11 protein-coding genes are annotated in these 12,365 nt (G+C 63.4%); 10 read left to right on the top strand and 1 reads right to left on the bottom strand.

Annotated elements, in window-relative coordinates:
- The first annotated feature begins 185 nt into the window (after window positions 1-185).
- From NKH33_RS17165 to NKH33_RS17135, 7 genes are all read left to right on the top strand, one after another.
- Window positions 186-1,457 carry a lytic murein transglycosylase gene (locus tag NKH33_RS17165; RefSeq protein ID WP_352920699.1) on the top strand — a complete coding sequence of 424 codons (1,272 nt, stop codon included), beginning with the start codon at window positions 186-188 and terminating at the stop codon, window positions 1,455-1,457.
- 201 nt (window positions 1,458-1,658) lie between these two features.
- Window positions 1,659-3,302 (top strand): ABC transporter substrate-binding protein, encoded by a 1,644-nt coding sequence (locus tag NKH33_RS17160; protein WP_352920697.1) that lies wholly within the window; start codon window positions 1,659-1,661, stop codon window positions 3,300-3,302.
- A gap of 31 nt (window positions 3,303-3,333) precedes the next feature.
- Window positions 3,334-4,401, top strand: a complete 1,068-nt coding sequence (locus NKH33_RS17155) for an ABC transporter permease (RefSeq protein ID WP_352448583.1) — start codon at window positions 3,334-3,336, stop codon at window positions 4,399-4,401.
- A 13-nt stretch (window positions 4,402-4,414) separates the two neighbouring features.
- Window positions 4,415-5,335, top strand: a complete 921-nt coding sequence (locus tag NKH33_RS17150; protein WP_352920694.1) for an ABC transporter permease — start codon at window positions 4,415-4,417, stop codon at window positions 5,333-5,335.
- A gap of 10 nt (window positions 5,336-5,345) precedes the next feature.
- Window positions 5,346-6,179 (top strand): ABC transporter ATP-binding protein, encoded by an 834-nt coding sequence (locus tag NKH33_RS17145; protein WP_352542928.1) that lies wholly within the window; start codon window positions 5,346-5,348, stop codon window positions 6,177-6,179.
- Window positions 6,176-6,925 (top strand): ABC transporter ATP-binding protein, encoded by a 750-nt coding sequence (locus NKH33_RS17140; RefSeq protein WP_352542927.1) that lies wholly within the window; start codon window positions 6,176-6,178, stop codon window positions 6,923-6,925. Before NKH33_RS17145 ends, NKH33_RS17140 begins: the two co-directional genes overlap by 4 nt.
- 355 nt (window positions 6,926-7,280) lie before the next feature.
- A complete protein-coding gene (locus NKH33_RS17135) occupies window positions 7,281-8,558 on the top strand; it encodes a 4-aminobutyrate--2-oxoglutarate transaminase (RefSeq protein WP_352819214.1) in 1,278 nt (425 codons plus the stop codon).
- A 9-nt stretch (window positions 8,559-8,567) separates the two neighbouring features.
- Here NKH33_RS17135 and NKH33_RS17130 read toward each other — a convergent pair whose 3' ends face one another.
- Window positions 8,568-9,821 (bottom strand): NAD(P)/FAD-dependent oxidoreductase, encoded by a 1,254-nt coding sequence (locus NKH33_RS17130; RefSeq protein ID WP_352770755.1) that lies wholly within the window; start codon window positions 9,819-9,821, stop codon window positions 8,568-8,570.
- A 422-nt stretch (window positions 9,822-10,243) separates the two neighbouring features.
- Here NKH33_RS17130 and NKH33_RS17125 point away from each other — a divergent pair, with 422 nt between their 5' ends.
- The 3 genes from NKH33_RS17125 to bfr are packed head-to-tail and all read left to right on the top strand — an operon-like array spanning window position 10,244 to window position 12,355.
- Window positions 10,244-11,536 (top strand): imelysin family protein, encoded by a 1,293-nt coding sequence (locus NKH33_RS17125; protein WP_502906738.1) that lies wholly within the window; start codon window positions 10,244-10,246, stop codon window positions 11,534-11,536.
- Between the two features lie 56 nt (window positions 11,537-11,592).
- Window positions 11,593-11,904: a (2Fe-2S)-binding protein gene (locus tag NKH33_RS17120; protein ID WP_023676882.1), complete on the top strand. Its 312-nt coding sequence runs from the start codon at window positions 11,593-11,595 to the stop codon at window positions 11,902-11,904.
- On the top strand, window positions 11,870-12,355 hold the full coding sequence (bfr, locus tag NKH33_RS17115) for a bacterioferritin (protein WP_023676883.1): 486 nt from the start codon (window positions 11,870-11,872) through the stop codon (window positions 12,353-12,355). Before NKH33_RS17120 ends, bfr begins: the two co-directional genes overlap by 35 nt.
- Window positions 12,356-12,365: the final 10 nt, after the last annotated feature.

Genomic DNA, 12,365 nt, shown 5'->3' with positions numbered 1-12,365 from the left:
GCTCCTTCGCTCAACTGCCTCTCCAAAGAATCCTTTCTCAGCCTAAACTCAACCCCAAAATCGCCATATGCGATTCCCCTGCCCTCAAGGGGGGAGATCGGCAGCCTCGATATCCCCGCCAAGCTTGCGACGTTGAAGATTGGCGAAAACAGACGCGACAGCCAATCTCCCCCCTGGAGGGGGAGATGTCCGGCAGGACAGAGGGGGGCGCGACAGGACGCCGGCTTTGTGGATTGGCGATCTTTCTTGCAGTCCTCTTTGCCTTCCTCCTCGCCACTCCCGCCTCCGCCGCAAAAATCGACGGCCAGTTCCACGCGTGGCTCAGCAACGACCTCTGGCCCGAAGCCAAGGCCAAAGGCATCTCCAGGAAAACCTTCGATGCCGCTTTCGACGGCGTCAAGCCGAACCTCAGGCTGCCCGACCTGGTGAAGCCGGGCGAGAAGGCGACGACGCCGCAGAAGCAGCATCAGGCCGAGTTCGGTTCGCCGGGCGCTTATTTCGCTGAAAAGATAGTCCGAGCGGTGACCGCCGGCGGCCGCACCCGCGAGGCGACCAACACTAGGACGCTTGCCGCGATCGAGAAACGCTACGGCGTGCCTGGCGAAGTGCTGCTGGCGATCTGGGGCCGCGAGAGCGGCTTCGGCGCGGCGAAGATGCCTTATGACGCCTTCGAGGTGCTGGGCACCAAGGCGTTCATGTCGACCAAGAAGGAATTCTTCCGCACCGAGCTCTTGGCTGCGCTCGAGATCGTCGAGCGCGGGCTTGCCCCGGTCGGCGCGATGAAATCGTCTTGGGCAGGCGCGCTTGGCCAGCCGCAGTTCATGCCGACATCGTTCCTCAAGCATGCCGTCGATTTCGACGGCGACGGCCGCACCGACATCTGGAATTCGACGCCCGATATACTGGCCTCGATCGCCAATTATCTCGTCCATTATGGCTGGGTCAGGGGCCGCGGCTGGGGCTTCGAGGTGACTGTGCCGGACAGCGTCCCGTGCTCGCTCGAAGGTCCGGACCAGGGCAAGAAGATTTCCCAATGGGCTGATATGGGCATCAGGCGTGTGTCGGGTAAACCGTTCCCGGCGAGCGAACTGAAAGCCGAGGGCTTTCTTTTGATGCCGGCCGGGCGTAGCGGCCCGGCCTTCATCGTCACCCCCAATTTCTATGTGCTGAAGCAGTATAACACCAGCGATCTCTATGCCCTGTTCATCGGCCATGGCGCCGATCGCATCGCCCATGGCGACAGCAATTTCTTGGGCAATTGGGGCGCGGTCGGCGGGCTCTACCGCTCCGACATCGCCGCCCTGCAGCGGGCGCTGGAAGCCAAGGGCTACGATGTCGGCAGCGCCGACGGCCTGCCTGGCTTCAAGACGCGCCGCTCGATCGGCAAATGGCAGGCCAGCAACGGCCGTTCCGCTACCTGCTTTCCCGACGCCGACCTGGTTACCGCGCTGAAATAGCCGGATTTTCGCACCGCCGGTCTGGCCCAATCGACCGTTCTGCAAATGCTCGTTGCCGCGCTCGAAACCGCCGGATATGGTGAACCGGAACCGCACAAAAAATTGCCAAGACAACGGTCCGGGGATCACCGTTCGACGCGGCAAGAAATGCCACAACCCTGAGCCGGGAACTCAGGTCAACAAAAACAGGGAACAGTTAAAATGATGATGGAAAAGTTTGCTCTACGCTCCCGCTTCTTGCTCGCGGGCGCGGCCATGTCCGCGCTGCTCCTGGCCGGTGCGCCTGCCTTCGCGGTCACGCCCGCCGACACGCTGGTCGAGGGTTTCGCCATCGACGACATCATCACCATGGATCCGGGCGAAGCATTCGAATTGTCGACCGCCGAAATCACCGGCAACACCTACGATCTTCTGGTACGCCTCGACCTCAGCGACACATCCAAGGTCAAAGGCGATCTCGCCGAAAGCTGGAGCGTCTCCGACGACGGCCTGACCTACACGTTCAAGCTCAAGCCCGGCCTCAAATTCGCGTCCGGCAATCCGATCACGGCGGCGGACGTCGCCTATTCGTTCGAGCGCGCCATCAAGCTCGACAAGAGCCCGGCCTTTATTATCGGCCAGTTCGGTATCGATGGCGGCAACGTCACCGAGAAGGCCAAGGCCGTTGATGACACGACGTTCCAGTTCACCGTCGACAAGGCCTATGCGCCGAGCTTCGTCTTGAACTGCCTGTCGGCGACGGTCGCTTCGGTCGTTGACGCCAAGCAGGTCAAGGAGCATGTCGCCGCGGTCACGCCGAGTGCCGACTACAAATGGGACAATGATTTCGGCAATGCCTGGCTGAAGACCGGCTATGCCGGCTCCGGTGCCTTCAAAATGCGCGAATGGCGCGCCAACGAGGCCGTCGTGCTTGAGCGCAACGACAATTACTACGGCGAGAAGGCCAAGCTTGCCCGCGTCATCTATCGCAACATGAAGGAAAGTTCGGGCCAGCGCCTTGCGCTGGAAGCCGGCGACATCGACGTTGCCCGCAATCTCGAGCCGAACGACCTCGATGCCATTGCCAAGAATGCCGACCTCACCACCACCAGCGCGCCGAAGGGCACGGTCTATTACATCAGCCTCAACCAGAAGAACGCCAACCTGGCCAAGCCCGAGGTTCGCCAGGCCTTCAAATACCTGGTCGACTACGACGCCTTGAGCTCGACCATCCTCAAGGGCATCGGCGAGATCCATCAGACCTTCCTGCCCAAGGGCGTGCTTGGCGAGCTGGACGAGAATCCGTTCAAGCTCGACGTCGCCAAGGCCAAGGAACTGCTCGCCAAGGCCGGCCTCGCCGACGGCTTCAGCGTCACCATGGACGTGCGCACCGGCCAGCCGACGACGGGCATGGCGGAATCGATCCAGCAGACGCTGGGACAGGCCGGCATCAAGCTGGAGATCATCCCCGGCGACGGCAAGCAGACGCTGACCAAATACCGCGCCCGCAACCACGACATCTATATCGGCCAGTGGGGCCAGGATTATTTCGATCCGAACTCCAACGCCCAGACCTTTGCCAGCAACCCGGACAATTCGGATGAAGGCAAGACCAAGACGCTGGCCTGGCGCAACGCCTGGGACATCCCGGACTTGACCAAGCAAACCGAAGCCGCCCTGCTCGAGAAGGACGCGGCCAAGCGCGCCGCAATGTACCAGGATCTCGAGAAGAAGATCCTCGATACCAGCCCCTTCGTCATCATCCACCAGCAGCTGGAAGTGGCCGGCCTGCGAAAGAACCTCAAGGGTTTTGCGCTCGGCCCGAGCTTTGACACCAACTTCGTCGGCCCCGTCTCGAAAGAGTGACGCCGGGGAGTGATGCCGGCGGACGCGCCGTATGAGCGTAGTTGAAAGCGAAGTGACGGCAGGGCGCGGCGGCGCCCGCGCCGTTGCCGTGGCCTCATCTATCGCCCGGTTCCTGGTCATCGCGATAACGACCTATCTCGGTCTGCTCGCGGTGACCTTCTTCATCGGCCGCGTGATCCCGATCGACCCGGTGCTGGCGGTGCTCGGCGACCGGGCGCCGGCCAACGTCGTCGAACGAACGCGCCGCGAGATGGGCCTCGACCTGCCGCTGGTCGAGCAGTTCTACATCTATGTCAAACATGCCCTGAACGGTGATTTCGGCACCTCGGTGCTGACCACCAATCCGGTGATGACCGATATCCGCCGCGCCTTTCCGGCGACGCTCGAACTGGCGACGTTGGGAACATTGATCGGTTCGGTGATCGGCGTGCCGCTTGGCGTGCTGGCCGCCGTGCGGCGCGGCAGCGTCATCGACCAGATCGTGCGCATCATCGGCCTCGTCGGCTATTCCGTGCCGATCTTCTGGCTGGGGCTGCTGGCGCTGGTGCTGTTCTACGCCAAGCTGCAATGGGTCGCCTTTCCCGGCCGGCTCGACGTCGTCTACGAATACACCTTCACGCCGATTACCGGCTTTTACCTGCTGGATGCACTCTGGCAGCGGCAGTGGGACGTATTTGCCGATGCCTTCCGCCACATCATCCTGCCGGCCTCGCTGCTCGGCTATTTCTCGCTCGCCTACATCAGCCGCATGACGCGCTCGTTCATGCTGAACGAACTCACCCAGGAATACATCGTCGCAGCGCGCGCCAAGGGCCTGTCGGAAACGCGCATCATCTGGGGTCACGCGCTGCGCAACGCCGCGGTGCCGATGGTCACGGTGATCGCTCTGTCCTATGCCGGGCTGCTCGAAGGCTCGGTGCTGACCGAGACAGTGTTTTCGTGGCCGGGCATCGGCCTCTACATCACCAACTCGCTGCAGAACGCCGACATGAATGCCGTGCTTGGCGGCACGATCATCATCGGCTCGGTCTTCATCGCCATCAATCTATTCTCCGACCTGCTCTACCGGCTGCTCGATCCAAGGACCAAGGCAGGATGAGGACCAAGGCAGGATGAGCACAGAAGCGATTCAAACCCGCCGCGACTGGCTGCTCAGCGAGCGGCCGGCGTCGCGCGTGCAGGCGAGGCTCGGCCGCGCCTATGTGGCGTGGCGGCGCTTTTCCGCCAACCGGCTGGCGTTTGCCGGCCTGCTCATCATCGTCGCCCTGCTGGTGGTCGCGGCATTCGCCGATGTGCTGGCGCCCTATTCGCCGACATTCGGCGACCTCAAGGGCTCGCGGCTCCTGGCGCCGGGTGCGGCGCACTGGTTCGGCACCGACGATCTCGGCCGCGATATCTATTCGCGCATCATCTTCGGCTCGCGCTGGACACTCTACGTCGTCATTCTGGTTGCCATCATCGCCGCGCCCATCGGCTTGCTGGTCGGCACCGTCGCCGGTTACGCCGGCGGCTGGACCGATGCGATCCTGATGCGCATCACCGACATCTTTCTCGCCTTTCCGAAGCTGATCCTGGCGCTGGCCTTTGTCGCGGCGCTCGGCCCCGGCATCGAAAATGCCGTGCTTGCCATCGCCATCACCTCGTGGCCGCCCTATGCCCGCATTGCCCGCGCCGAAACGCTGACGGTGCGTAATTCCGATTACATCAAGGCGGTGCAATTGATGGGCGCCTCGCCGTTTCGCATCGTGCTTCGCCACATCATGCCGCTCTGCATCTCCTCGCTGATCATCAGGGTGACGCTCGACATGGCCGGCATCATCCTGACCGCGGCCGGCCTCGGCTTCCTCGGCCTCGGCGCGCAGCCGCCGCTGCCCGAATGGGGCGCGATGATCGCGTCGGGCCGCCGCTTCGTGCTCGACCAGTGGTGGGTGGCGGGTGCTCCGGGCTTTGCCATCCTCATCGTCAGCCTCGGCTTCAACCTGCTCGGCGACGGACTGCGCGACGCGCTCGATCCCCGAAGCGGTGACCAATGAGTGGCGACCAATGAGCACGCTTCTCGAAGTCGACGACCTGCGCGTTACCTTCCCGACGCGCACCGGCCTGATCGAGGCGGTGCGCGGCGTTTCCTTCTCGCTCGGCCGCGAGCGGCTCGGCATCGTCGGCGAGAGCGGTTCGGGCAAGTCGCAGACCGGCCGCGCCATCATGGGCGTCACCCCGCCGCAGGCCGAGGTGACCGCGACGACGCTCGCTTTTGACGGCATCGACCTGCTGGCCGCCTCGCCGCGCGAGCGCCGCGCGCTGCGCGGCAAGCGTATCGCCATGATCCTGCAGGATCCGAAATATTCGCTCGACCCGGTGATGAGCATCGGCCGCCAGATCGTCGAGACGCTGCGCACGCATGAGAAGGTCTCCAAGGCCGAAGCCCGCGACCGCGCGCTGGCCATGCTCGAGGCGGTGCAGATCCGCGATCCGGCCCGTGTCTTCGACCTGCATCCGCATGAGGTTTCCGGCGGCATGGGCCAGCGCGCCATGATCGCCATGATGCTGATCGCCGGGCCGGAGATGATGATCGCCGACGAGCCGACCTCGGCACTCGACGTCACTGTCCAGCTCGACGTGCTCGGCATCCTCGACCGGCTGGTCAGCGAGCGCGGCATGGGGCTGATCTTCATCTCGCACGATCTGCGCCTGGTCTCGTCCTTCTGTGATCGTGTCATCGTCATGTATGCCGGCAAGGTGGTCGAACAGCTCAAAGCCTCGGAGCTCGGCCGCGCCCAGCATCCCTATACGCGCGGCCTGCTCAACTGCATGCCCAAGATCGGCGCCGACCGTCACCCGCTGCCGGTGCTCGACCGCAAGCCGGAGTGGGCAGCATGACGGCAGCGCTTTCCGTCGACAGGCTGGAGGTGGTCTTCGACCGCTTCCGCGCGTTGAAAGGCGTCAGCCTCGAGGTCGAATCCGGTGAATCCTTCGGCCTGGTCGGCGAGTCCGGCTCCGGCAAGTCGACGTTGCTCAGGGCAATCGCCGGCCTGGCGCCGGCCGCATCTGGCACCATCGCCGTCAACGGCAAAACGCTCGGCGCGCGTCGCGACAAGGCGTTTTACCGCGAGGTGCAGATGGTCTTCCAGGACCCGTACGGTTCGCTGCACCCGCGCCAGACCGTCGACCGCCTGCTGCAGGAGCCGCTCGCCATTCACGGCTTCGCCGACGGTGAAAAGCGCATCCAGCGGGCACTCGACGAGGTCGGCCTCGGCACCGGGTTCCGTTTTCGCTATTCGCATCAATTGTCCGGCGGTCAGCGCCAGCGCGTGGCGATCGCCCGCGCCCTGATTCTGGAACCGTCGATCCTGCTGCTCGACGAGCCGACCTCGGCGCTCGACGCTTCGGTGCAGGCGGAGGTGCTGAACCTGCTGGAAGAGATCAGGCGCCGCCGCAAGCTGACCTTCCTGATGGTCAGCCATGACCTCGCCATCATCACCCACATGTGCGAGCGGCTGATGGTGATGCAGAACGGCGAGGCGATGGAGAATCTGACCGCGGACGATCTTGTCGAACGCCGTGTCACCAAGGATTATACGCGCAATCTGCTGAGGGCCAGCGAGGGATTCGTGCGGACGGCGTGAGTAGGCTTGCTTTCAATTCCCCGCGTCGTGTTCTTTCGCGCCCCCCTCTGGCCTGCCGGCCATCTCCCCCACGGGTGGGGAGATTGGCTGTCACCACTGATTTCGCCAATCGCCAACGTTATAGAAGGAACGCTGCCGACGAAGCTGCCAATCTCCCTCCTTGTGGGGGAGATGTCCGGCAGGACAGAGGGGGGCGCGAAGGAACGGGACTTGGCAACTTTGTGTCAGGTCGCCCGCCGGACGGGCAGGCCCAATCGCCCGCCGCCAGTGCCAACTTGAGGAAAACCTGAAATAAGCCCAGAAGAGTCTCAACAGCCATCAAACGAGAGCGGGCGCCGGCCCGGTGAGGGATACGATGACAAATTCAGCCATTTCCGAACGCAAGAGCCAGTCGATTTCGCGCGGCGTCGGCATGACCACTCAGATCTATGCCGATCGCGCCGAAAACTCGGAGATCTGGGATGTGGAAGGCCGCCGCTACATCGATTTCTCGTCCGGCATCGCCGTCGTCAACACCGGCCACCGTCACCCCAGGGTGATCGAAGCGGTCAAGGCGCAGCTCGACCGCTTCACCCACACCTGCTATCAGGTCGTGCCCTATGAGAGCTATATCAGGCTGGCCGAACGGCTGAATGGCATGCTGCCCGGCAAGTTCGACAAGAAGACGATTTTTGTCACCACCGGCGCCGAGGCGGTCGAGAACGCGATCAAGATTGCGCGCAACGCCACCGGCCGGCCGGCCGTCATCGCTTTTTCCGGCGGCTTTCACGGCCGCACCTTCATGGGCATGGCGCTGACCGGCAAGGTCGTGCCCTACAAGGTCGGCTTCGGCGCCATGCCGGCCGATGTCTTCCATGCACCGTTCCCGGTGGCGCTGCACGGTGTCTCGGTCGCCGATTCGCTGGCGGCGCTCGACCGGCTGTTCAAGGCCGATGTCGATCCGGCCCGCGTTGCCGCGATCATCGTCGAGCCGGTGCAGGGTGAGGGCGGCTTCTACGAGGCGCCGCGCGACTTCATGACCGCATTGCGCAAGATCTGCGATCAGCACGGCATGCTGCTGATCGCCGACGAGGTGCAGACCGGCTTTGCCCGCACCGGCAAGATGTTTGCCATGGACCACCACGAGGTGGCGGCCGACATCACCACCATGGCCAAGAGCCTGGCCGGCGGCTTCCCGTTGGCGGCGGTCACCGGGCGCGCCGAGGTCATGGATGCGCCGAACCCCGGCGGACTCGGCGGCACCTATGGCGGCAGCCCGATCGGCGTCGCCGCGGCGCATGCCGTGCTCGACGTCATCGACGAGGAGAAGCTCTGCGACCGGGCCAACACGCTGGGCAACCGTCTGAAGCAGCGCCTGCAAGCGATCCGCGACGAAGCCCCGGAGATCGTCGATATCAGAGGCCCCGGCTTCATGAACGCGGTCGAGTTCAACGATGTGGCGAAGGGCCTGCCGTCTCCGGAACTCGCCAATGCGGTCCGGCTGAAGGCGCTCGACAAGGGCCTGATCCTGCTGACCTGCGGCGTCTACGGCAACGTCATCCGCTTCCTCGCGCCGATCACCATCCAGGATGGCGTCATGAACGAGGCGCTCGACATTCTGGAAAGTTCGATGCGCGAGGCCCGCGCCGCCTGAGCGATACGATTATTCTGCAGCGCGGACAGGCTCTCCTTCCTGGAAGGCGGCGAGCGCCGCCTTCAGCCCGTCGGGCCCGGTCGCGACAATCTGCGGCGACGGCGAAAAGCCGGCGCCGAGCATCTTGCGGCCAAGCATGTGGTCGCCCGGCCGGTTGACCGATTCGATGCCGAGCAGCCGGCTTCCGGCATAGTGGTAGATGGAGAATTTGTTCTCGGCCACGTCGCCCAGCACGACATGGCTGTCGCCACCCGCAATCAGGCCGACCATCTGCAGCTTCATGTCGCCGATATCGGACCAGAACCACGGCACCGCCGAGTAATTGTCGGTGTGGCCGGCGATGGTGCGTGCGGCGAGCCGCGCCTGGTCAGTGGCGTTCTGTACCGATTCCAGCCGCACGTCGCCGCCGGTGAACCAGTGCCGGTAAGACGCCGCGTCGCCGATGGCGAGGATTTCCGGCACCGACGTGCGCATCTGCTGGTCGACGCGGATGCCGTTGGCGATGGCAATGCCGGCGGCTTCGGCCAATTCGACATTCGGCACGACCCCGATACCGATGACGACCATCTGCGCCGGCAATGTCTCGCCGGATGAGGTGATTGCAGCCGAAACACGGCCGTTCTCGTCCTCCAGCCGTTCGATGGTGGTGCCGGTAAGGATGCGCACACCGGTGGCCTCCAGCCGCTGGCGCACATGGCCGGCGATGACCGGTGCCACGGCGCGGCCGAGCAGCCGGTCGACCGCCTCGACCACCGTAACCTTGCGGCCTGCCGCGGTGAGCGTCGCGGCAATCTCCAGGCCGATGAAGCCGCCGCCGAGGATGACGACCTCCTCGCTTTGCGCGCTCAATTCGCGGATCAGGCGGGCATCGCCGAGCGAGCGCAGCGACACAACGCCAGAAAGCTCCGAACCCGGCAGCGGCAGCAGGCGCGGCCGCGCGCCGGTGGCGAGGATCAGCCGGTCAAACGGCAACACACCGCCGCCCGATATCTCCAGCCTGCGGCCGCCTACGTCGATCCGCTCGACCCGGATGCCTGGCCGGAAGTCGATGGCGCTGCCGGTATAAAAAGCCTCGCCGCGCAACGGCTGCGGCTTTGCTTGCTGATCCTTGATGAAGGTCTTCGACAGCGGCGGCTTGTGGTAGGGCAATTCGTTTTCGTCGCCGACCAGGATCACCGGGCCGTCATAGCCTTCTTCGCGCAGGCTGGCGGCCGCTTGCACGCCCGCATGACCCGCACCGACAATGACGACCCCGTTCTTCATAACAGCCCGATTCCTCATCCAAATCTAGGACGTCTCGCCAGGTGGCGATTGTCCGGCGCCGCCGCAAGAGCGCCGATCCGGGTCGCACCCGGAACGGCCGCCTGTCAACTGCGTCATGCGCCGGCATTCCTCATATGTCGGTGTTAAAGTTGACAGTTCTAGTTTAGAATAATTCTAAACTATTGTTTCAATTGAATTTTTTCTACGCCACCAGTTGACATCCGGCGTCTTCGCCGTTTTATGGAAGCTCGCGCGTCAGCGCATCCCTTTGATGTCTGGGCCTTGAACCCTTTCGATTGGAGGCATTTCGGTGTCTTTCTTCCGCGAACCGCGCGATGGCGCGACCCTTCTTTGCCCGCCGGCACTGCCCGCCGCGGCGCCGGCATTTCATTGATTCCCGAGGAGAGACAATCATGAGAACGATGATCACGGCGCGGTATGGCGGCAGGCTTGCGGCGATCGGCGCCACCGCGATGCTGACGGCGGCCGTGTTCGTGCTGCCGGCCAAGGCGCAAACCGATGCCAAGGCGGTCATCAAGACCTATTCCGACATTGCGCTCGCCAAATACGAGGATTCGCTGATCACGGCCGAGGCGCTCGACAAGGCCGTCGATGCGCTGCTCGCCAAGCCATCTGCCGAAACGCTGAACGCCGCCCGCGAGGCCTGGAAGGCATCGCGCGTTCCCTATCAGCAGACCGAGGTCTATCGCTTCGGTAACGCGATCGTCGACGACTGGGAAGGCAAGGTGAACTCCTGGCCGCTCGACGAAGGCTTGATCGACTATGTCGCCAAGAGCTACGGCACCGAGTCGGACGCCAACGCGCTCTACACCGCCAATGTGATCGCCAACAAGTCGATCGAGATCAACGGCAAGAAGATCGACGCCACCGACCTGACGCCGGAGTTCCTCTCCGGCACCCTGCAGGAGGCCGGCGGTATCGAGGCCAATGTGGCGACCGGCTATCACGCCATCGAGTTCCTGCTTTGGGGCCAGGACCTGCACGGCACCGGTCCGGGCGCCGGCGAACGGCCCTACACCGATTACGACCTCGCCAATTGCACCGGCGGCAATTGCGACCGTCGCGGACAGTATCTGAAATCGGCGAGCGACCTTCTGGTTTCCGATCTAAAGGATATGGTCGACGACTGGAAGGAAGGCGGCGCCGCCCGCAAGAACCTTGTCGATGGCGAGCCGAACGCCGCCATTTCGACCATCTTCACCGGCATGGGCTCGCTGTCCTATGGCGAGCTTGCCGGAGAGCGGATGAAGCTCGGCCTCTTGTTGCACGACCCGGAAGAGGAGCACGATTGCTTCTCCGACAATACCTACAACTCCCATCTTTACGATGCGATCGGCATCCGTGCCGCCTATCACGGCAGCTACAAGCGGCTCGACGGCACTGTCGTCGAGGGGCCGTCGGTGGCCGACATGGTCAAGGCGGCCGACCCGGCGGTTGACAAGGAATTGTCGGACAAACTGGACGTCACCGTCGCCAAGATGGAGGCCATCAAGGCGCGGGCGCTTGCCGGCGAGGCCTATGACCAGCAGATCGGAGAAGGCAACACGGAAGGCAATGCCACTGTGCAGGCGGCGATCGACGCGCTGGTCGATCAGACCAAGTCGATCGAACGCGCCGTCGGTACCCTGAAGCTCAATGCGATAGCCTTCGAGGGCTCGGACAGCCTCGATTCACCGGACAAGGTGTTCCAATAGACTATCGAAACCACCAGCCACGCGACGCAACGAAGCGACGTTAGCCAGAGCGACAAATGCTGATCTGCCATTGCAACATCATCACCGAAAAGGAGATAGAGCAGACGATCGTCGGACTGCTGGATGAGGACCCCTGGCAGCTGATCGTGCCGGCGAAGGTCTATCACGCCATGCACAAGCGCGGTCGCTGTTGCGGCTGCTTCCCAAATGTGGTCGAAACGATCATTCGGGTCACCGAAAATTACCATGCCCGCTCGGCGGCGAGTGGCGTGGACATCGTTTCACACCTGGATCGCGTCAGAGGCCTGCGCGTCCAATACGGGAGCAGAACCCATGAAAGGCGAACAGCAGATCATAGAGCGGCTTAACGAGGCTCTGTTTCTGGAACTTGGAGCGGTCAATCAATATTGGGTGCATTTCCGGCTGCTGGAAGACTGGGGATACGCCAAGCTGGCTAAGAAGGAACGCGCCGAATCGATCGAGGAAATGCACCATGCCGACCGGCTCGTGGCGCGCATCATCTTCCTCGAGGGCCATCCGAACCTGCAGTCCGTGGCGCCGCTGCGCATCGGGCAGAATGTCAAGGAAGTGCTCGAATCCGATCTTGCCGGCGAATATGACGCGCGCACCGCCTACAAGCGTTCGCGCGAGGTTTGTAACGAAGCAGGCGACTACGTGACGATGAAGCTGTTCGAGGAATTGTTGGCTGACGAGGAAGGTCACATCGACTTCCTCGAGACGCAACTCGACCTGCTCGCCTCGATCGGCGAAGAAAAGTACGGCCAACTCAACGCAGCGTCGGCCGACGAGGCGGAATAAGGACATGCCG

This window comes from Mesorhizobium sp. M1182 (assembly GCF_040318335.1).
Lineage (GTDB): Bacteria > Pseudomonadota > Alphaproteobacteria > Rhizobiales > Rhizobiaceae > Mesorhizobium.
This window is presented reverse-complemented; position numbering and strand designations above follow the sequence as displayed.

Excerpts from the sequence above, each read along its gene's own strand:
- NKH33_RS17165 (WP_352920699.1), top strand. The coding sequence starts at position 186 with ATGTCCGGCAGGACAGAGGGGGGCGCGACAGGACGCCGGCTTTGTGGA.
- NKH33_RS17160 (WP_352920697.1), top strand. The coding sequence starts at position 1,659 with ATGATGATGGAAAAGTTTGCTCTACGCTCCCGCTTCTTGCTCGCGGGC.
- NKH33_RS17155 (WP_352448583.1), top strand. The coding sequence starts at position 3,334 with ATGAGCGTAGTTGAAAGCGAAGTGACGGCAGGGCGCGGCGGCGCCCGC.
- NKH33_RS17150 (WP_352920694.1), top strand. The coding sequence starts at position 4,415 with ATGAGCACAGAAGCGATTCAAACCCGCCGCGACTGGCTGCTCAGCGAG.
- NKH33_RS17145 (WP_352542928.1), top strand. The coding sequence starts at position 5,346 with ATGAGCACGCTTCTCGAAGTCGACGACCTGCGCGTTACCTTCCCGACG.
- NKH33_RS17140 (WP_352542927.1), top strand. The coding sequence starts at position 6,176 with ATGACGGCAGCGCTTTCCGTCGACAGGCTGGAGGTGGTCTTCGACCGC.
- NKH33_RS17135 (WP_352819214.1), top strand. The coding sequence starts at position 7,281 with ATGACAAATTCAGCCATTTCCGAACGCAAGAGCCAGTCGATTTCGCGC.
- NKH33_RS17130 (WP_352770755.1), bottom strand. The coding sequence starts at position 9,821 with ATGAAGAACGGGGTCGTCATTGTCGGTGCGGGTCATGCGGGCGTGCAA.
- NKH33_RS17125 (WP_502906738.1), top strand. The coding sequence starts at position 10,244 with ATGATCACGGCGCGGTATGGCGGCAGGCTTGCGGCGATCGGCGCCACC.
- NKH33_RS17120 (WP_023676882.1), top strand. The coding sequence starts at position 11,593 with ATGCTGATCTGCCATTGCAACATCATCACCGAAAAGGAGATAGAGCAG.
- bfr (WP_023676883.1), top strand. The coding sequence starts at position 11,870 with ATGAAAGGCGAACAGCAGATCATAGAGCGGCTTAACGAGGCTCTGTTT.